Raw genomic sequence first — 16171 nt, 5'->3', positions numbered from 1 at the left:
GCGTCCTCAGAACCAGTCGGTCGGGCGGTCGAACCAGCTCGGTGCCGGGGGCGGCGCCGGAGGCTCGGGCGGGGGCGGCGCCGGCACGGGCGCCAGGGGTGCGCCGGACGAGCCCTCGGGCGACGTCGCTAACCTCCGCGCAGGCGTGAAGAGGTCGACGTGCGAGAGCTCGTCCGGCAGTCCGCGGGCCCGCGCGAGCGCGGCCCATTCGTCCGGGCTCATCGAGGAGAGCCCAAGGTATTCGGCGAGCGCCAGGTTGTAGACCCGGCAGTCGAGCAGGTGGTTGTCGGTGGTCTTCGCCCACTTTCGGGTGGTCACCTGCCCCTTGACGATCACGTCTTCGAGCCGCTCACCCGTGAGCTGCTTGAAGTACGTCTCGTCGAGCCACATGCCGAAGTGGCAGTAGCCGGGCGGATCGACCCGCTCGCCCGAGCGGACGCCGGCCTTGTGCAGCGCGTTGTAGAGCCAGGACTTGAGGCCCCAGGTCCCCACCGGATAGATGTGGACGCCGCCCTTGATCTTGCGTCCGTCGAGGTCGACCTCGACCTCGCGCCGCTGCCCGATCGGCGGCTTCTGCCAGCCCGGCACGCCGTCGAGCGCCAGGATCGTGTCGTGCCCGGTGTTGAGGTTGATCGATTGGTTCAGCCGCACGAAGCCGTAGACGGCGTTCGAGAGGTAGCCCGTGTCGATCCCGAGCACGTCGACCCGCCGCGTGCGCCCGAACGCGTCGGGGAACTCGCGCCGGAGCGTCCGGTCGAGGAGGAGGCCGTAGACCTCGCTCCGCGAGTCGGCGGGGTCGCCCGGGATGTAATCCGCGTCGACCGTCCAGCTCTGACCGTCGGGTGCGAAGGCCACGACCTCGTACCAGATGCCGCGCATCTGCACGTCGGCGCTCGCCACGAGGAGCAGGCCCTGCGCCGGCACGTGGAAGCGCGTGAGCCCGTCCTCGCGCCGCTCCATCAGGCGGGTGTGGTCGGGGGCGTCGCCGCGCTGGCGGTAGGGCAGCCCGAGGGTCAGGTTCGAGAAGTCCTTGGCGCCCTTGTCGCCCTTCTTCGCGTTCTTGAGCCAGTCCTCGGCGATCGCCTCGTAGCTCATCATGAGCGAGATGAACGCGTCGATGTGAAAGCCCGGATGGCGCCCCTCGCCCTCGACGGAGGGGATCCAGCGCCCGTCCCGCAACGCCTCGACCCGCTCGGCCTCGGTGACGTGGTGCCCGCACCGGCATTCGTAGCGGGTGCGGTGGGGATGCGCGGCGTCGATCCGCAGCCGCTCGAAGTCATGGACGAAGAGGTTGCCGCAGCCCGGGCAGGTCAGGTTCCAGAACCGCTGATCGGAGCGCCGGAACGACCGGTCGATCCGGCAGTGGCCGGGCTTCTCGCCCGTCTCGTCGCCGGTGTCGATCTCGGGCGTCGAGATCTCCAGGATCTTGTAGTCTTTCGTGCGCCGGAACGCCGTGAACCGGCCGAAGAACAGGGTCTCGGGGTCACCGAAGCCCGGAATGTCGGCCCACTTCGACAATTCGTCCTTGACGCCCTTCTTCGTGGTCTTGGACGAGAGGTCCATGACCGAGTTGGCGTTGCCGAGCGAGACGTAACCGCCCGGGAATTTCTTCTCGTAGGTGGTCGAGCCGGCGCCCGAGCGGCTGGTCTGCGGCTCGATCACGACCCGGCCGGCACGCTTCTGCCACGCGTCGATCAGGGGCTGGAGCTTCTGCCCGTTGATGTCGCGCAAAAAGTCGATGCCGGGCACGCCGTAGAGCGTGTTCGCCGGCTCCTGGTCGGCGATGTAGAGCATCCAGCCGAGCGCCAGGATCGAGGCGCCGGTCTGCTGGCTCTTGCGCACCGTGACGAGGTTGCAGGGATGATCGTCGCCGAGGCAGTCGGCGATCTCAGTGAGGTAGGGCGCCCCAGCCGGGTTCCAGCGCTGCCCGGCAAGCGGGCCGTCGATGAGGACGAGGTTGTCGGCGAGCCACTGCGAGACGGCCACCGGGGGGCGCGGCTCGAGGACCTGGCCGATCCGGCCGGTCACCAGTCTGGCCGCGCCGGAAAAGCCGCTCATTCCCGCTACTCCGCCGGCACCTCCTCGTCCGTCGCCGGCGCCTCCGCGGCCATGGCCTGGAACGCGCCCGCGATCTTCGCGCGCATCCGGGCCGCCGCATTCTTGAGTTCGAGCCGCAGGGTGTGGACGTTCTCCAGGCCGAGCGCCCGGCCGATCGCGTCCGCCTCCTGGGGCAGTTGATCGATGTACCGCGCCATCTCGGCGGCGGCCTGCGCGACGGCCGCCTCGTAGCGGTCGCGCCGCAGGAGCTGCTTGCGCAGGTCGCCGACCTCGAGCCGCCGCTTCTCGACGTCGTGCCAGGCGCGCTGGCGCAGGGCCTCGTCGTAGCTGTCGGCCGGGGCCGGCGCGGGCGGCGCGGCGGCCTTCGAGGCCTGCGCCTTCGAGGGGTCGGCGTAGCGGCCCCGCAGGTGGTCGTACTGGACGACGTTGATCAGCGCGATGCGGCCGCGCCCGTCGCGCTCGACCGCGAGCCCGTGCTGGGCGGCGTGGTCGCGCACGAGCTTGAGCACCGCCTCGCGGGTGACGCCGTCGCGCTCGGCAATCCGGGCGGCCGGCCACATCACCTCAGGTGTGGCAACGTCGGTTGGCACGTCTCACAACCCTGGCAACCGTGCTTTCGGGGCAGCCTCACTGGCAAGAACCCGGGGTCTCTCGCCCGTGGGGGGCGATCGCCCGGGGAGGGACCCGCGGGCCGGCCGGGGCCGGCGGGGTCAGGCGCCGAGCACCCGGCCGAGCTCGTGCGCCAGCCGGTCGGGCAGGTCGCGGGCGACCGCCGCCTCGAAGGCCGCGCGGCTCGCACCCGTCACGAGCTCGTCGGGGAGATACAGGCCGGAGCGCACGACGGTGAAGCGGTCCATGCCGCTGTTCGTCTTCGACAGCGCCCGCTCGAAGACCTGGCCGTTCCAGTTGGGCTTGACCACCCGGGACGGCCACCAGCCGGCCTTCATGAAGGTGTGCGGCCAGATCGAGCGCTTGTTCCAGGGCGCGGCCGAGACGCCCTGCGCGGTCTCGCGGGCCTTGAAGTACTTGAGGCGGATGTCCCCGCCCTTGACGGTGACCGTGTAGGTCAGCGACCCCGCGCCCGCCTTGTGGACGCGCAGGGCCTTGACGATCACCCGGCGCGTCAGCCCCGTTTGGGGGACGAGCGCCCGGGTCATCTGCGTCTTGGCCTTGTCGCCCGTGTGGTTGATCGCCCGGGCGAGCGCGAGCGGCGCCTTGGCGCCGGTCGCCGCGATCTGGTTGCCGAGCCGGGCGATGGCCGCGGCGTCGAGCGTGACGGTCAGGGCGCCGGTCATCGGGCCCGCCGCCGCGCCTGTTCGATCTGGCGAGCGAGCGCCGCGGCGTCCTGCGCCAGGCTCTGCCCGATCCGCCGCGCGCCCTGCGCTGCACTCCGCGCGTCGCCGCGCAGGAGCGCCCGGGCGCCCTCGACGAGGGCGGTGCGGCGCTCGGCGCAGGCGCAGCCCATGGTCGCCTCCGGGGTGTGAGTGCCGCGGCGCTGCCCGCGGCGAGCGGGTTCGGACAAGCCCTGCGGCCCAAAGAAAAACCCCGGCGGGGTGCGCCGGGGTTTTTCTGACCTTCTGAGGGTGACCGGACTGTCACCAAATTCCAGGCGCGCCGTCAAGCTGCCCCTTGCAGCACGTGGCGCACAGGGGACGCGGGCCGGCGCGCCCGTCCCAGAGGGCGCGAGGGCCCCTTCTGAGGGGGAGCAGCGACGCGCAGAAGGCTGTGGATAACGCGACGCTTCGGGAGATCCCCCGTCTCCCAGGGACGCATCGGCCGGGCGCACCCCTCGAGCGTGAAGGCGGTGAGCTGCGGCGCCAAGTCGGCGTGCAGGAGATCGAGGACCGAGCGCCAGATCTCGTACTCGCCCCGGCCCATGATCGTCTCAACGGGGTCGGGGGAGAGGGAGGGCTTCTGGTACGCGTCGGGGTGCGGGAGGCGGCGCTTGCGGTCCATCCCGTCGACCTCGATCTCGTAGGCACCACCCTCCCCCATCACGGTCTCGCGCCGGAACCAGGCCGGCTTGCCGTTGCCGCCGGTCACGAGGGCAATGACGGGCGCCTCCCCTTCCCAGTCCGGCGTTCCGCCCAGGAGGGCGTGTCGGAACACGAGCCGGCGCGGCGTGGCGTGGGGGCGCAACGTGCGCCGGCCAGACGCGTGGGTGAAGCAGAGGCCGTGGAGCGCCCGCTGGACCGCGGCAGGGCCGAGCGTGCCGAGTTCCCCCATGTCGGCGATCGGGTTCCAACCGTCCGGCAGCTCGAGCTCGAGTGCGTGGAGGGCCTCGACCGCATGCGCGGCCCGAACCGCGTCCGGGTGCGGGTCGTCGCCGCCCCAGGCGTTCGGCACGACCCCGTAGCGGTTGTCGGGAACATCGATCCGCACGCCGAGCTCCGCCATGCGTTCCAGGCCGCCCATGCCGCCCCGGTAGCCCGCAGGGCCGAGCAGGCCCGGATCGGGCTGCGCCTTCGGCAGCTCGTCGCGGTAGGCCCAGCGCAGGAAGTCCTCGATCCCGATCCGCTTGCGCATGACACCCGCCTCGTACGCGACTGGAGAAGCGTTTATGATGCAGGATCAATGGTTTAAGCCGGGTTGCGATCGCCGATTTAGCGCGGCAACACCGCCCTTCGACGGCCTTTGTCCCAACTGTCCCAACTCTAGAAGATCAAAGAATCAAGTTGGGACAAGCTAAGTATCTGATTTCAAAGGGGTTATCCCATCTGTCCCAAGTGTCCCATGTTTCAGCCTCACGTGAGTCATTCACGGCTCCGATTGGCGTTCCGCGAGAGACCGGGAAGGAAGGGATAAACGCGCTTTTACGCGCGCGGGCGCGAAAAAAGTTGGGACACTTGGGACAGATGGGAAAACCCCTTTAAAATCAATGAGTTGCGCTGTCCCATGTTCGTCGTCTGTCCCAACTCGACTTGGGACAGACGGGCGATTCACCCCTTCCTTCCCGGTCTCTCGCGACATCCGATCCCGGGTTGGCACGGCGCGGCCGCGCGCGACAGGAGCGATTCACCCCTTCCTTGCCGGTCTCTCGGGCGCAGCCAACCCGGGGCGTGCGATGGTGCGCGCCGCCGCAGCGTGATTCACCCCTTCCTGCCCGGTCTCTCACGGCTCCCCCTCCCCGTCCCAGGTCACGGCCTGGTTGACCTCGGCCTCGAACATCTCGCGGCAGGCGGCGAGCGGCGGCAGCACGTAGCACCACATCCGATCCGTCGAGCCGTCGAAGTGGCACCGCTTGCGGGCGAGGCCGGGGATCAGCTTGCGCATCTTGATCCCGAAGGCAATCAGCTCGGATTTGCGCCGGACGCCAATCTTGTCGGCGGTGACAATGTAGTCGTCGAACAGCGCCTCACCCGGGATGTGCGGGTGCCAGCGCGCTTCTTTCGACAGGCACGAGCCCGCGGCGAGCCGCTCGAACCACCACGATTCGACCGTGTCGAGCGAGCGCAGCTTCTGCTCGAGGAGCGCTTCGGTGCGCGGGATCTGGCGCAGGTTGACCTTGGTGAGATCGAAGCTGAGCAGGTCGTGCAGCAGCGCCTCACGGCCGCCGTCGCCCATCTCACGGTACAGCTCGGCGAAGTACTCCTTGTTCTGCGCGCAGCCCGATCCGACATCGATCACGCAGAAGCGCCGCTCATCCTTGCCGGCCGGGATCACCCAATCCTCGTTCGAGGTGATGAGCAGGCGCACGAAGTTCTTGAGCCGGATCGGGTCGACCCCCTTCGACTCGATCATCTGCGTCTCGGCCGTAACGAGACCCTTGAGGCGGCCCTCGGCGGCCTTATCGCCGGCCCAGAAGCCTTCATCCGCCTGCAGCAGAAGGCAGCTCGCCATGTGGGCGTTGAACTGACCCACGAGGTAGCGGGGATCGTCGACCAGGAAGAAGTGGCTGGCGATGAGCGAGCCGAAGACGTCGCCGACGACGGACTTGCCCGAGCCCATCTTGCCGCGCATCACCACGGCCGTGCCGATGCGTTCGCGCGGGCGCTGCACGATGTGGGCGAACCAGCCGAAGACCCAGTCGAACAGGGTCTTCGACCCGCCGCAGACGTTGGTCAGGAGGTGATCGCGGAAGACGCCGTAGCCGTTCGCCTTCGCCCGCGGCGTGACAGCGAAGCCCTGCCAGAGGTTGAAGTAGCCGGGCGTGTTCGGCTCGTTGTCGGGATCGGGGAAGAACTCGATCCCGCGGTACTGCCGACGCTCGCGGCTCACCAGCCAGCGCGCGGCCCAGGTGACGCGCTTGATCTTGCCGTCCTTGTCGAGGATCTCGGTCGGCCGGTTCATGAACCAGGCGCGGAAGGCGTCGAGGGTAAGCAGCTTGACCCGGTCCTCGATCGGGCCCCCCTCCTGCTGCTGCATGATCACGGCCTTCGAGCCCATCAGCACCAGGGCGTACTCCCGGTTCATGGCGCCAAGGTCGAAGCCCATGGGGCGCGGGTCGGCCGGGCCGTCGCCGTCCTCGGACACCGGGGCGTCGCTGTCGCCGTCGTCGCCTTCGTCGAGGGGCTCCTGCAAGCCGGGCACGGCCTCGTGCTCGCTGAGGACGGAGGCCGAGGCGAAGGCGCCCGCGATGCGGTCTTTGGGGTCGTCGGACACGGGCGGGCTCACACGAGGCTCTGAGATGGTGAAAGTGAGAGGGGGTTCAGGCCCCCTCCCCCGCGAGCGCCTGGGCGACCAGTGGCTCCCGCCCGGCGCACAGGGCGAGGACCGCGCACAGCGCCTCGGCCTCGGCAGCCTTGACGCGGGCGGTGGCGACGAACTCGGCGACGCAGCCGGGAGTGGGCGCGAACGCGGTTGGGTCGCGGCGTAGTTCGCGGGGCTCGTGCCGACCCGAGGCCAGATCCTCGGCGTGTTCGAGGTTGATCCTGGCCCGGCGCAGGCCGTCGAGGGCATGGGTGTAGAGCTGTGCGAACGTGTAGCCGGCGAGCGCGTCAGCGAGGTCGCGGGGCGGCGCGAGGCTGATCGAGATGGGAGCGGGCTCGGGGGCGAGCGGCAGCACGGCCTCGGTCCCGGCGCGCTTGGCCCGCGCTTCGGCAATGGCTTGGCGCGCCACCGCCCCGATGCTGACGGTCAGGCCTGCGAAGCTCCGAGCCGGGCCCGCGGCACGGACGCCCTCGGGCTCGCGCGCCGAGCGCCGGGGTGGCGGCGGCGCGAGCCGAGCCGCCGTGGCTCGGTCGAGAGCGATCGATACCTCGCAGACGGGGGGCATGGCGGGCATCACGCGGCGGCACTCCGAAGCACGTCGTTGAAATCCTGGCCCTCGGGCGCCCAGGCGATCTCGACCGAGAGGCCGGGTCGGGCGTAGCGGCGGCGGGCGCGCTCGAGGGCGAGGGTGGTGGCGAACCGGTCCGAATCGCCGTCGCCGCAGAGCCAGAGCTCGCGGACGGAGGGCGGGATCGGAATGCCGGGGCCGGCGTCATCGGCCGGGGTCCCGCTCGGCACGAAGAGGCGGCGCAGGCGCCCGGCCCGGTCGAGCCGCCGCTCGGATGGGTGGGGTACGGTGTCGGCCGCCTTCCCGGCGATGTTGCCGAGCGCGACGCCGGACCAGAAGGCGCACCCCTCGACGAAGACGGGGCGGCAGGCGCGCAAGGCCTCCCAGGCCGAGAGCACCGTCTCGATCCCCTCTCCCAGCACCAGGCGGACGGGGTCGACGACGCGCACGAGCTCGATCCGGCCGTCGGTGACCGAGCCCCGGGCCTTGCGGGCCGGCAGGCACTCGCCGGTGGCGGGGTCGGCGAGCCGGAGCTTGCCGTCCGGGGCGTCGAGGTCGATCCAGGTCGCGTGCAGGCCTGCGAAGCGACCTTCCGGACCGGTACCCGGGCCGCGGATCGCGGCCAGAAGCGCTGGACCGCGGTGCAGCACCGCTGCACCGTGCGCCCCCGACGCGAAGAAGGGATGGGCAAGCGCGCACCGCAGATCAGCACCATGCGGGGGCGCAAGTCCGCGTCGCGCCAGGTAGGCCTCCGCCGGCGAATCGGCGACGGGCCCGGCGGCGCGCCAGAGATCCCGAAGCCGCTCCCGCTCAGCCTCGCGGAAACGCGCACTCTCCCGCTCGGCCGCCGCAGCCTTCGCACGGGACGCCACCTCGCGCGCCGCCCGAACGGCGCGCCGCTCGGCGCGCTCGGCCTCCGTCTCGGGTTCGACCCCTGGAGGGCGGCGTCCAGTCAGGATCGTGCAGGCGGTGCGGAAGTCGCAGCCCTCGACGTGCTGCACCAGGGCGATGACGTCGCCGCCGATCGGCGTGCCCCCGCCCTGCCGGCACGACCAGATGCTCTTGCGCAGCGAGATGCCGAAGCGGTCGGTGCCGCCGCAGCCGGGGCACGGGCCGATCCACTCGGTGGTGGTGCGCAGGATCTTGGGCGAGCGGGCGCGCGCGTAGGCGACGAGGTCCGCGGCGCGGGCCTCCTCAACCCAGGCGTCGTGCGCGGCCGAGCCCACGGTCTCAGCCCTCAACGCAGGCGAGGGCGGGCGAGGAGCCGCCGCCCAAGCGCTGGACGGCGGCGCGTAGGGCGTCACCGTTGATCGCGAGGCCGTCGCTCTCGCGGATCGTCACGACGGGGTAGAGGGTCGGGCAGTGCTCGTAGAGGTCGGCGAGGGCGCGGAGATCCTCACGGGCGACGTCGCGGCGCCAAGCCCTCGCCTCAGGCTCGCCGGCGAAGATGTCGGCGTGCACCGCGGCGGCCCGGCGGCGCAGGAGCTCGGCGAAGATGCGGGACGGCATGCCGCCCGGCGTCGGCGCCAGGATGAAGGCGTCGGCGTTCGGGAAGTCACTGGCCACGCGGCCCCGATGCGTGGCCGCCTGGATCGTCACGACCGGGCGAGCGGGTGCAACCGGGGCCGGGCGCGCGCCGGTGGTGAGGGCCTGCGCCTCGATGCGCGCGACGGCCTGGGCGCCCTTGGTCGGGGCGCTGGCGCTTGGGCGACGTTGGGCGGTCGGTTTGGCCACGGCGCGAGCGCGGCGCGGGCTGTCGACCGGATCAGTAACGGTCGCGGGCGCGACAGGAGGGACAGGCGCCGGGGCCGTAGGAGGTGCGAGCCGGGCCATCCGATCCGCCTCGACCTGGGCGTAGAGACCCTCGAGGTCGAGCGGGGCCGCGCTGTGCGGGCAGGCGGGTGTGCAGGGTTCCGGGATCGGCGCGGAGGCCGGGGGGAGCATCGGAGCCGGCTTCGGGACCGCGCGGCGGATGTCCTTCGGGGACCAGACGGGGCAGGCGCGCGTGGCCATGCTCACCCCCGCACCTGGAGATCGGTCGGGGCGCCCTCCCTGGGGCGCACCAGGAGGTGGCCGGGCAGCGGGGCCGGCGCGTGGCAGGGCGCTCGGGCGGTGCGTGGGTCATCCCGATACGGGGTGGCGCTGTGCAGGTAGAGGTCGGCAAGGGTTAGGAGATCCTGTGCGGTACCGGCGAGGCGCGCGGCCTCGTCCGCCTCCTCGTCGCTGAGGCCGCGGCGTTCGACGCCGTAGCGGCGGAGCAAGTACGCGGCCTCGTCGCGCAGGAGGTCGACGTAGGCCAGCACGCCGTCCGAGCCGGGATGCGGGGCGCACAGAAGGAGCGACGCGGCAACCGCCACGCGCGGACGCACACTCGGTTGTACCATGATCGAGGCCCCTGAAATGCGCGCCACGGACGGGTGGGCGCGGTGGCCGGGCGGCCGGTGATCCGGCTCTGGCGGCCTATGGGTTAGATGACGACGATGGGTCCTCCGCCGGGATGATGGGGGCCGGAGGACCGGTGCTGAGGCGGCGACGGGTCATCGCTCAGGCCTCCGCCCGCGCGTCAGCCAGACGCCCCAGCGCGTTCGCCGATCGCCGCGCCGCACGAGCCGCACACCGAAGCTGATCAACAGCGAGCCGAGCCTCGCCCGCATCGCAGAGGGCAACCAGGTGCTCCAGGCGGTCAGCCACCTCAGCCACCGCGCAGCCCTGGTCCGCGAGCGCGCGCTGGCGCTGGGCGTGAGCGGCGCGGAGCGCGTCCATCTCCTCGGCGGAGATGCGCCGGGCTTCCCGCCGCCAGATGTCCTCGGCCCGACCATAACGCATGGGCTCCTGGAGAAAGGCGGAGACCCGCCGGGCCGCGCGGTCGATGGCGGCCTTGACGGAATCCCCGGCCGGCCGCGGCTCGGCGACGTCCTTGATGAGAAAAGCGGCCTCTTCCAGCGTCGTCATCCGGCGTGTCTCGGGAGGGTGTTCCGAGCGCTCGGAAGGTTTTTCCGAGATCTCGGAGAAGAATTCCGACATCTCGGAAACCTCCTGTGGTGTGTTGTTAACACCACGGTAGGGCGGCCCATGGCGGGCGGCGCCAGAGAGGAGGCGGCGTGATGTGTGGTTGAGCGCGACCGGCTTTGGTGGGCATGGGTCGCGCACGAGGAACGGAAATCCCAAAAGGGCCGGAGCCGCGAGGGCTCCGGCCAGTCACCTTGGGAGGAAACGCCCGTGAGGGCCACGCCCCTACCGGTCCCAGAACCGGCGCCGGCAGGAACTTCGGGACGGCCGCGGGAGGAGACCGTGATCGGGAAGACGGCAGGCCGGTCCATCAGGGCCGGCTTTCCGCCGTGAGCGCGCCGCGCAGCGCGACGGACGCCGGCGGAGCGAGGCACGGGCCGGCGGCGATGAGCACCAAGCCCGCGAGGATCATCAGGGCCGCGACGCCCTCGGGGGCGTAGCGGGACCAGGGTTTGCCGGCCGGTCGCGTCGCGCACCCGGCCGGCGTATCGACTGCCGCCGTAGCTAGGGGCGTCTGGGCGGCGGCGGTCGAAGAGATCGCCTCGGGGGCCAAGCGGATGAGGATCCAGCGGGCGCGCATCAGGCAGCCCCCGCTTCGGCTGTGACGGCGTCGCGCAGCGGGCGCGGAATATCGTTGGGCCAAGATACGGCATCAGGCCAATGGTCGGCGAACCACTGACACGCACGGTCGTAGGTGCGAATCCGAAATGACGCTGCGGGCGCGTCGCCGACTTTGTCGAAGAATCGCCAATCCCCGCACGCGGCCTGAGCAACCGTCGTCGAGGATGCGCCTGTGTGGGCGCAGTACACGTCGCGGAGGGCGAACAGGTGATCACGGAGGGTCTGTTCCATACCGTCAGCAAACATCAGATTTTGCTGACGGTCAATCAGAAACTTCTGGCTAGGCGGAACCGTGACGCTATCGGATAATTCCGATATGAACACGCTTCAGGAACGGGTGAGCTATCTCTTAGATCTGCGAGACATCTCGCAGGCCGAGGCTGCCCGGCGCGGTGGGTTCAAAAACACTGCGTTCATCAACGACTTAGTGCGTGGGCACAAGATCAGCGTACGCGGCGAGAGCATCACGAATTTGGCCCGCGCCCTCGCTACAAGCGAGGATTTCCTGCTCGGGAAGATATCAGATCCTGACAAGGGTGTAGTCGCCGGCGATTTCGCGGGTTCCGAGGGGACGCGCACCGCGCCGACCCACGTGAAGTCACGACGCACTTCCCAGACGATTGCTGGGGATATGTCGAAGGCGGCGCATGAGTCGCCGGGGGCGACTGGGACCGAGCATCCGATTCTCATACGGTTGCAGCAACGCATTGCTCACGTCGGACTCTCGGAAGCAGGTCTCGCCGAACAAGCGAAGCAGCCAGATGCCGTCAGTCGGCTACGCCGATCACTGGTGACGGATGGCGATCGGCCACACCTTGACATCGCGCTTCTCAATGCCCTCGCGAAACCGCTTGCAACCACGGCGACGTGGCTCATCACGGGCATCGGCGCCAACCGGCCCGGAATAGCTGCCGCAGTTCTTCCCACCGCACCGGCTGAGGCGCCCGAGGATGAGGTAGTCTTGTCCGCCAGCCGTGTCGTCGAAGCTATGTATGGAGGTGTCGTGGAGGCGGGCACATTCCGAGAGGTAGACGAATTCTCTGATGTAGCGCCGCCGCGCGTCTCCGCCCTGGCCGACGAAGAGTATCCGTACGCTCGCATGCTGGTCTTTGATGTGCGTGGCGATTCTATGGATGCGTTAAAGCCGCAGCCAATCATCGGCGGGAGTCGTTTGTCTGGCCTTGATTTCGAGAGCCTTCGCGGACGGGCGGCGCTCTACACTGGCATGGTAGTAGTGATCGAGCGTATGCGCGATGGCGGGCACCTGCGCGAGCTGTCGGTGAAGCAGCTCGAGCTCTACCAAGATCGCTACGAGTTCCATCCGCGCTCATCTAACACCAAGCACAAGCCCATCATTGTTCCGCACGACCGGGATCCGGACGATGGCCAGGAGGTTCGCCTTCTTGCGTGGGTGCGCGAGATACGACACCGGATCTGAATTGTGGCGTGCGGCATTACCGCGAAGCTTCCTCAAAATGTCCGAGCACACGGCCCTTCTCAGAGTTACACGCCGCACAGTAAAATGAGATGCTCGAGATCATTTTGCGAACCATTGAATCAATTCCTTTCGGGTCTAGTCGGCGCATTCCCAATGTTATGCGCGGGTAGGTCTCAGAACCACAGCCGAGACATCGAACCCGGAGCGTTCTTTTATGCTCAACGAGGCCGCCAACATTTCCCACTCCCGCGACCATACCGAGAACCTATGCACGCATTTGTTCTATTTTCGTTCTCATTTTGCGCCCATGTCAAGGCATGCCGGGCAGCCATCAACGCATCGCGCCGGGGCCGCACCCTCATCACGAGATTTCAATCAACTGAGGAGATTAGGCGCGCTATGATTAAGGCAATGTTTCTCAGCGCGTCTTGCTTTGCTGCCAATGTCCCGGCAGTTCGTGCAGCCGAGCTCAGTATTGCTTTCGCCGACGCTGGACCTGCTATCACCGCCGCTTCGAAGCGTCTTGGAGATCATCTCGACTGGGGCGCTGCCGTTTGCGGAGAACCCAAGTACCTCAAGACCGTGTGCGTCTGGGAACTCGGATCGAAATTCAGCCTCACCGCGAACACACTGGGCGAGTCGACTCGCGCGTCGATGCTGATCACGCGCTGGCGAAAACCTGACCAAAGCGACGCGTCTGAGATCAAGGCATTTCGCCTCGCGTGCAATGCACTTGTGGCAGCGCTCCAGCCAAACTGGTCGCCGCAACGGGTCAATCAGTTCGCTAACCGCCTCCGCGGCAAGATGCACACCGACCATGAGATACGAGACAGTGGGGTTCGCTTCGCCTTCTACACGTGGCCGGAAATGCTCACGTGCGAGGCTCAGCCGGACGGGTGACTTCTGATACACAGCACGCTGGACCATCAGCTCGCCATCAGATTTTTCTGCTTTGCGATTGACTATCAGAAAAAGCTGACGCAGCATCTGCCCCATCGCCCGCCAGCGATGGAGCCTGCTCGTGCCCCGCCCCACTCCGCCGACCCTCGGCGACCTCATCCGTGCCTTCCTGGCCGACTGCTTGGAGCCGGCTGCCCCGACCGCACGCGTCCCGGCCCGAGAGCTTTGCGCGACCTACGCGCGCTGGAGTCGCTGGCAGAGCTGCGCGGCGCTCACGGACGCCAACCTTCTACACGTCGTCGGCGCCATCACGGGTCAGATCGGCCACGCCGGACCGATCGAGGAGCTCGCCGGTCACGCATTCAAGGATGATCCGCTCCTCGAGTTCCTGATGCAGGAGACCCGGCTGAGGGCCAGCGCGTCGGTGTCGGTCGGTACGCTGCATCACGCCTACGTGCGCTGGCTCGACGCCGCGCCCCGCCGCAAGCGGCCCGGGTCGTTCCACGGCCGGGTCTCCGCGCTGATCGGCCGCGAGAGCGCGCGCTCGCCCGGCCCGGCCGGTGCAATCTTCGCCTGGCGGGGCCTCGCCCTCGACAACGGCCTGCCCGAGGCGGCGGTCGCTCCCTTTGATCCGACCGACGCGGCCAGCCTACGCGCCCTGCCCCTCGACGCCCGCGAGGTGGCGTGATGACGAAGCCGCGCTCGGCCCTTGTCTGGGGCGATCCCTCACGCGCGGCCGGCGCCCACGATGGCCACGGCGCGATCGACGCTCAGGACAGCCTCACGCAGTTTCAGCACCAGCCCCCGAAAGGCTCGCTCTGCCTCGTCGTCACAGGGCAGATCCTCCCGAAGCTTGGTGAGTTCGGCCACGAGGTTGGTGGCCACCGCGTGCGTGACGTTCTTGAAGCCGCCCGGCTTCACGGCGTCGTACGCCAGCGCGACGTCATAGTAGGCCAGCGTCAGGAGCCGGAAGGCCGAGTCCGGAGTGACTGCCCGCGGCGCCTCCGCATCCACGCATCGGCCTGCAGGGTGGGAGTCGGCGACCCCGTCCGTGTGCAACACCATCGACTCCCTCATCACATGAGAGCAGGACGAGCCGGCGGCGCGGGGCGTGCCCAGCTATCCGCGGGTCGCTCTCGCGGCCTCCTCTGCTGCCAGCATTGCGCCTCTCAGTTTCGCCACAAGCGCACCAAACGCAGTATCCACCTCGACACTGTCGGCCAACTCCAGGCGAAGTTCCATCATCGTCCGGATCGCTCGCCGAGACAAACCTTCATTGACGCGCACGAAATCCCCGGGATGCGCCTGCTCGTAGGTCAGGGCCAGCTCCCGGTACACACAGGACAGCAGCACGAAGGCCGCTTCGCCCAGAGCCAACTCGGGTCCCGGATCAAGAGTGCGCTCGACTGCGCGCGTCGCTCGGCTAGTCATGACAGGAAGCTTAGCCGTAAAGGTAGCCGAGGTCGACTACTCCTTTTGTGCCACGTGGGAGGCCTGTGATGCGCACCACCCCGCGCTCGCCCCTCAGGCCCTCGCAGAAGCTCGCGCTCCTGGAAGCTCAGAATCACGTCTGCCCACTCTGCACGCGCGAGATCCGGCCCGGCGACCGTCCCCGCGACGAGCACCTGCGGGCGCTGGGTCTCGGCGGCACGAACGCCTTGGCCAACCGTGCCATGGTGCACGGCCGCTGCGCCGATGCGAAGACCCGCGGTCCTGCGGGGGATCTCGCGAAGATCGCTGACGCCAAGCGTCAGAAGCGCAAGGCCTTCGGCTTCGAGACCTCGCACCGCCCGATGCCCGGCAGCCGCTCCGACCGCCTCAAGCGCACGCTCACCGGCGGCATGGTCCTGCGCGCCACGGGCGAGCCGGCCGGCCGCTCTGAACGTCCCTGAACCCCCCTTCCCGTCCCGCCCTCTCTCCGTTCCTCCTGGAGCCCGCCCTCCGATGCTCGCCCCGACCTTCCTCGCTGCCGACGCAGCCGAGCGTGCCGCCCTCTTCGCGCGCCTCGATCAGCACCTCGCCGGCTTCCGCATCCCCGGGGGCGACGTCAGGGTCTGGCTCCGGGAGGTGGTCACCTGGTCGATCCGGGGCTGCCTGATGCCCGAGCCCTGCGACACGGCTCGCCTCCTGATGGAGGTCGTCGGCCGGCTCAACCGTGCCCACGAGCGAGACCGCCTCGTCGACCCGGAGGCGGCCGACTTGGTGAATCTGATCGACACGCCCCTCGCCCGGGCCGCCGTGAAGGGCTGGGCACGCACGCTCCTGAAGCTCGAGGGCGAGGTGGTCGCGTGACCGCTCAGCCCTGGCTCCCCGCCGCCTCAGGCCTGCCGGTCGACCTCGTGACGCCCACGCGCGACCAGGTCGACTTCCAGGACTTGGCGCACGCCCTCGCTCACCTCAACCGCTACGCCGGGCACGCGCGCACGCCGGTCTCGGTTGGCCTCCACCTCCTCGTCGGCCTCGACCTCTGTCCCTCGGCCCTGCGGCCGTGGTGGCTGCTCCACGACGCGCACGAGACCCGCACCGGCGAGCTGCCCTCGCCCACCAAGGCCGCCCTCAGCCAAATCGCGGCCGCGATGTTCGGCGATGTGCTCGCCGAGCAGATGATGGAGGTGTGCCTCGTCTTCGAGGCCCGGCACGATGCGGCGATCCACTCGGCAGCCGGGTTGCCGCTCCCAACGCCCGAGCAGTGCGAGGCCCTGATGCAGGTCGACCTGCGGGCGCTCGCCACCGAGCGGCGCGACTTCCTCGCCGCCATGCCCAAGGCTTACCGCCGGCCCTGGTTCATCGACACGCTCGGGGTCCTGCCTGGCCCGAAGGTCTGGCGGCCGATGGCCCCGGCCGACGTGGCGATCAAGCTCTACGCGCTCTTCACCACCCACCTGCCGGCGCTGCAGGCCGGGCGCGCCGCCTGAGCCTAGAGGTCC

21 protein-coding genes are annotated in these 16171 nt (G+C 69.4%); 6 read left to right on the top strand and 15 right to left on the bottom strand.

Features of this window, described 5'->3' with window-relative positions:
* Positions 1–6 precede the first annotated feature (6 nt).
* From DT057_RS10840 to DT057_RS10785, 13 genes are all read right to left on the bottom strand, one after another.
* Positions 7–2058, bottom strand: a complete 2052-nt coding sequence (locus DT057_RS10840) for a terminase gpA endonuclease subunit (protein ID WP_128562111.1) — start codon at positions 2056–2058, stop codon at positions 7–9.
* A 5-nt stretch (positions 2059–2063) separates the two neighbouring features.
* A complete protein-coding gene (locus DT057_RS37220; protein ID WP_128562110.1) occupies positions 2064–2648 on the bottom strand; it encodes an ArsR family transcriptional regulator in 585 nt (194 codons plus the stop codon).
* Between the two features lie 120 nt (positions 2649–2768).
* Positions 2769–3353 (bottom strand): hypothetical protein, encoded by a 585-nt coding sequence (locus DT057_RS10830; RefSeq protein WP_128562109.1) that lies wholly within the window; start codon positions 3351–3353, stop codon positions 2769–2771.
* Positions 3350–3523, bottom strand: coding sequence for a hypothetical protein (locus DT057_RS35460; RefSeq protein WP_162501377.1), 174 nt, complete (start codon positions 3521–3523; stop codon positions 3350–3352). The genes DT057_RS10830 and DT057_RS35460 overlap by 4 nt, the downstream gene beginning before the upstream one ends.
* A gap of 152 nt (positions 3524–3675) precedes the next feature.
* Positions 3676–4584, bottom strand: a complete 909-nt coding sequence (locus tag DT057_RS10825; protein ID WP_128562108.1) for a hypothetical protein — start codon at positions 4582–4584, stop codon at positions 3676–3678.
* Positions 4585–5169: 585 nt separating this feature from the next.
* Complete coding sequence (locus tag DT057_RS10820; protein ID WP_128562107.1) at positions 5170–6660, bottom strand: primase-helicase family protein; 1491 nt, start codon at positions 6658–6660, stop codon at positions 5170–5172.
* A gap of 46 nt (positions 6661–6706) precedes the next feature.
* Positions 6707–7282, bottom strand: coding sequence for a hypothetical protein (locus tag DT057_RS10815; protein WP_162501376.1), 576 nt, complete (start codon positions 7280–7282; stop codon positions 6707–6709).
* Complete coding sequence (locus DT057_RS10810; protein WP_128562105.1) at positions 7282–8502, bottom strand: DUF7146 domain-containing protein; 1221 nt, start codon at positions 8500–8502, stop codon at positions 7282–7284. Before DT057_RS10810 ends, DT057_RS10815 begins: the two co-directional genes overlap by 1 nt.
* A gap of 4 nt (positions 8503–8506) precedes the next feature.
* Positions 8507–9010: a hypothetical protein gene (locus DT057_RS10805; protein ID WP_128562104.1), complete on the bottom strand. Its 504-nt coding sequence runs from the start codon at positions 9008–9010 to the stop codon at positions 8507–8509.
* 281 nt (positions 9011–9291) lie between these two features.
* Positions 9292–9579, bottom strand: coding sequence for a hypothetical protein (locus DT057_RS10800; RefSeq protein ID WP_238313661.1), 288 nt, complete (start codon positions 9577–9579; stop codon positions 9292–9294).
* Between the two features lie 241 nt (positions 9580–9820).
* Positions 9821–10300 (bottom strand): hypothetical protein, encoded by a 480-nt coding sequence (locus DT057_RS10795; RefSeq protein WP_128562103.1) that lies wholly within the window; start codon positions 10298–10300, stop codon positions 9821–9823.
* A 295-nt stretch (positions 10301–10595) separates the two neighbouring features.
* Positions 10596–10865: a hypothetical protein gene (locus DT057_RS10790; RefSeq protein ID WP_128562102.1), complete on the bottom strand. Its 270-nt coding sequence runs from the start codon at positions 10863–10865 to the stop codon at positions 10596–10598.
* Complete coding sequence (locus tag DT057_RS10785) at positions 10865–11137, bottom strand: hypothetical protein (RefSeq protein WP_203236245.1); 273 nt, start codon at positions 11135–11137, stop codon at positions 10865–10867. Before DT057_RS10785 ends, DT057_RS10790 begins: the two co-directional genes overlap by 1 nt.
* A gap of 85 nt (positions 11138–11222) precedes the next feature.
* Between DT057_RS10785 and DT057_RS10780 the strand changes: the two genes are divergently transcribed.
* From DT057_RS10780 to DT057_RS10770, 3 genes are all read left to right on the top strand, one after another.
* On the top strand, positions 11223–12344 hold the full coding sequence (locus tag DT057_RS10780; protein ID WP_128562100.1) for a hypothetical protein: 1122 nt from the start codon (positions 11223–11225) through the stop codon (positions 12342–12344).
* Between the two features lie 399 nt (positions 12345–12743).
* Positions 12744–13244 carry a hypothetical protein gene (locus tag DT057_RS10775; protein ID WP_128562099.1) on the top strand — a complete coding sequence of 167 codons (501 nt, stop codon included), beginning with the start codon at positions 12744–12746 and terminating at the stop codon, positions 13242–13244.
* 121 nt (positions 13245–13365) lie between these two features.
* On the top strand, positions 13366–13932 hold the full coding sequence (locus tag DT057_RS10770; RefSeq protein WP_128562098.1) for a hypothetical protein: 567 nt from the start codon (positions 13366–13368) through the stop codon (positions 13930–13932).
* Between the two features lie 38 nt (positions 13933–13970).
* On the opposite strand, the gene DT057_RS10765 is transcribed toward DT057_RS10770, so the two are convergent.
* Positions 13971–14309: a hypothetical protein gene (locus DT057_RS10765; RefSeq protein ID WP_128562097.1), complete on the bottom strand. Its 339-nt coding sequence runs from the start codon at positions 14307–14309 to the stop codon at positions 13971–13973.
* Positions 14310–14363: 54 nt separating this feature from the next.
* Positions 14364–14621: a hypothetical protein gene (locus DT057_RS10760; RefSeq protein ID WP_128562096.1), complete on the bottom strand. Its 258-nt coding sequence runs from the start codon at positions 14619–14621 to the stop codon at positions 14364–14366.
* A gap of 122 nt (positions 14622–14743) precedes the next feature.
* Between DT057_RS10760 and DT057_RS10755 the strand changes: the two genes are divergently transcribed.
* Genes DT057_RS10755 through DT057_RS10745 form a run of 3 tightly spaced genes read left to right on the top strand, consistent with a single transcriptional unit; the run spans position 14744 to position 16159 of the window.
* A complete protein-coding gene (locus tag DT057_RS10755; protein WP_128562095.1) occupies positions 14744–15136 on the top strand; it encodes a hypothetical protein in 393 nt (130 codons plus the stop codon).
* A 52-nt stretch (positions 15137–15188) separates the two neighbouring features.
* Positions 15189–15536 carry a hypothetical protein gene (locus tag DT057_RS10750; protein ID WP_128562094.1) on the top strand — a complete coding sequence of 116 codons (348 nt, stop codon included), beginning with the start codon at positions 15189–15191 and terminating at the stop codon, positions 15534–15536.
* Positions 15533–16159, top strand: a complete 627-nt coding sequence (locus DT057_RS10745) for a hypothetical protein (RefSeq protein ID WP_128562093.1) — start codon at positions 15533–15535, stop codon at positions 16157–16159. The genes DT057_RS10750 and DT057_RS10745 overlap by 4 nt, the downstream gene beginning before the upstream one ends.
* Positions 16160–16171 lie beyond the last annotated feature (12 nt).

Source organism: Methylobacterium crusticola, from assembly GCF_003574465.1.
GTDB classification, from domain to species: Bacteria; Pseudomonadota; Alphaproteobacteria; order Rhizobiales; family Beijerinckiaceae; genus Methylobacterium; species Methylobacterium crusticola.
Note: the sequence above shows the minus strand (reverse complement) of the source record. Positions and strands in the feature narration are given on the sequence as shown.

Excerpts from the sequence above, each read along its gene's own strand:
- DT057_RS35460 (WP_162501377.1), bottom strand. The coding sequence starts at position 3,523 with ATGGGCTGCGCCTGCGCCGAGCGCCGCACCGCCCTCGTCGAGGGCGCC.
- DT057_RS10780 (WP_128562100.1), top strand. The coding sequence starts at position 11,223 with ATGAACACGCTTCAGGAACGGGTGAGCTATCTCTTAGATCTGCGAGAC.
- DT057_RS10830 (WP_128562109.1), bottom strand. The coding sequence starts at position 3,353 with ATGACCGGCGCCCTGACCGTCACGCTCGACGCCGCGGCCATCGCCCGG.
- DT057_RS10750 (WP_128562094.1), top strand. The coding sequence starts at position 15,189 with ATGCTCGCCCCGACCTTCCTCGCTGCCGACGCAGCCGAGCGTGCCGCC.
- DT057_RS10815 (WP_162501376.1), bottom strand. The coding sequence starts at position 7,282 with ATGCCCGCCATGCCCCCCGTCTGCGAGGTATCGATCGCTCTCGACCGA.
- DT057_RS10765 (WP_128562097.1), bottom strand. The coding sequence starts at position 14,309 with ATGGTGTTGCACACGGACGGGGTCGCCGACTCCCACCCTGCAGGCCGA.
- DT057_RS10825 (WP_128562108.1), bottom strand. The coding sequence starts at position 4,584 with ATGCGCAAGCGGATCGGGATCGAGGACTTCCTGCGCTGGGCCTACCGC.
- DT057_RS10775 (WP_128562099.1), top strand. The coding sequence starts at position 12,744 with ATGATTAAGGCAATGTTTCTCAGCGCGTCTTGCTTTGCTGCCAATGTC.
- DT057_RS10755 (WP_128562095.1), top strand. The coding sequence starts at position 14,744 with ATGCGCACCACCCCGCGCTCGCCCCTCAGGCCCTCGCAGAAGCTCGCG.
- DT057_RS10795 (WP_128562103.1), bottom strand. The coding sequence starts at position 10,300 with ATGTCGGAATTCTTCTCCGAGATCTCGGAAAAACCTTCCGAGCGCTCG.
- DT057_RS10785 (WP_203236245.1), bottom strand. The coding sequence starts at position 11,137 with ATGGAACAGACCCTCCGTGATCACCTGTTCGCCCTCCGCGACGTGTAC.
- DT057_RS10790 (WP_128562102.1), bottom strand. The coding sequence starts at position 10,865 with ATGCGCGCCCGCTGGATCCTCATCCGCTTGGCCCCCGAGGCGATCTCT.
- DT057_RS10840 (WP_128562111.1), bottom strand. The coding sequence starts at position 2,058 with ATGAGCGGCTTTTCCGGCGCGGCCAGACTGGTGACCGGCCGGATCGGC.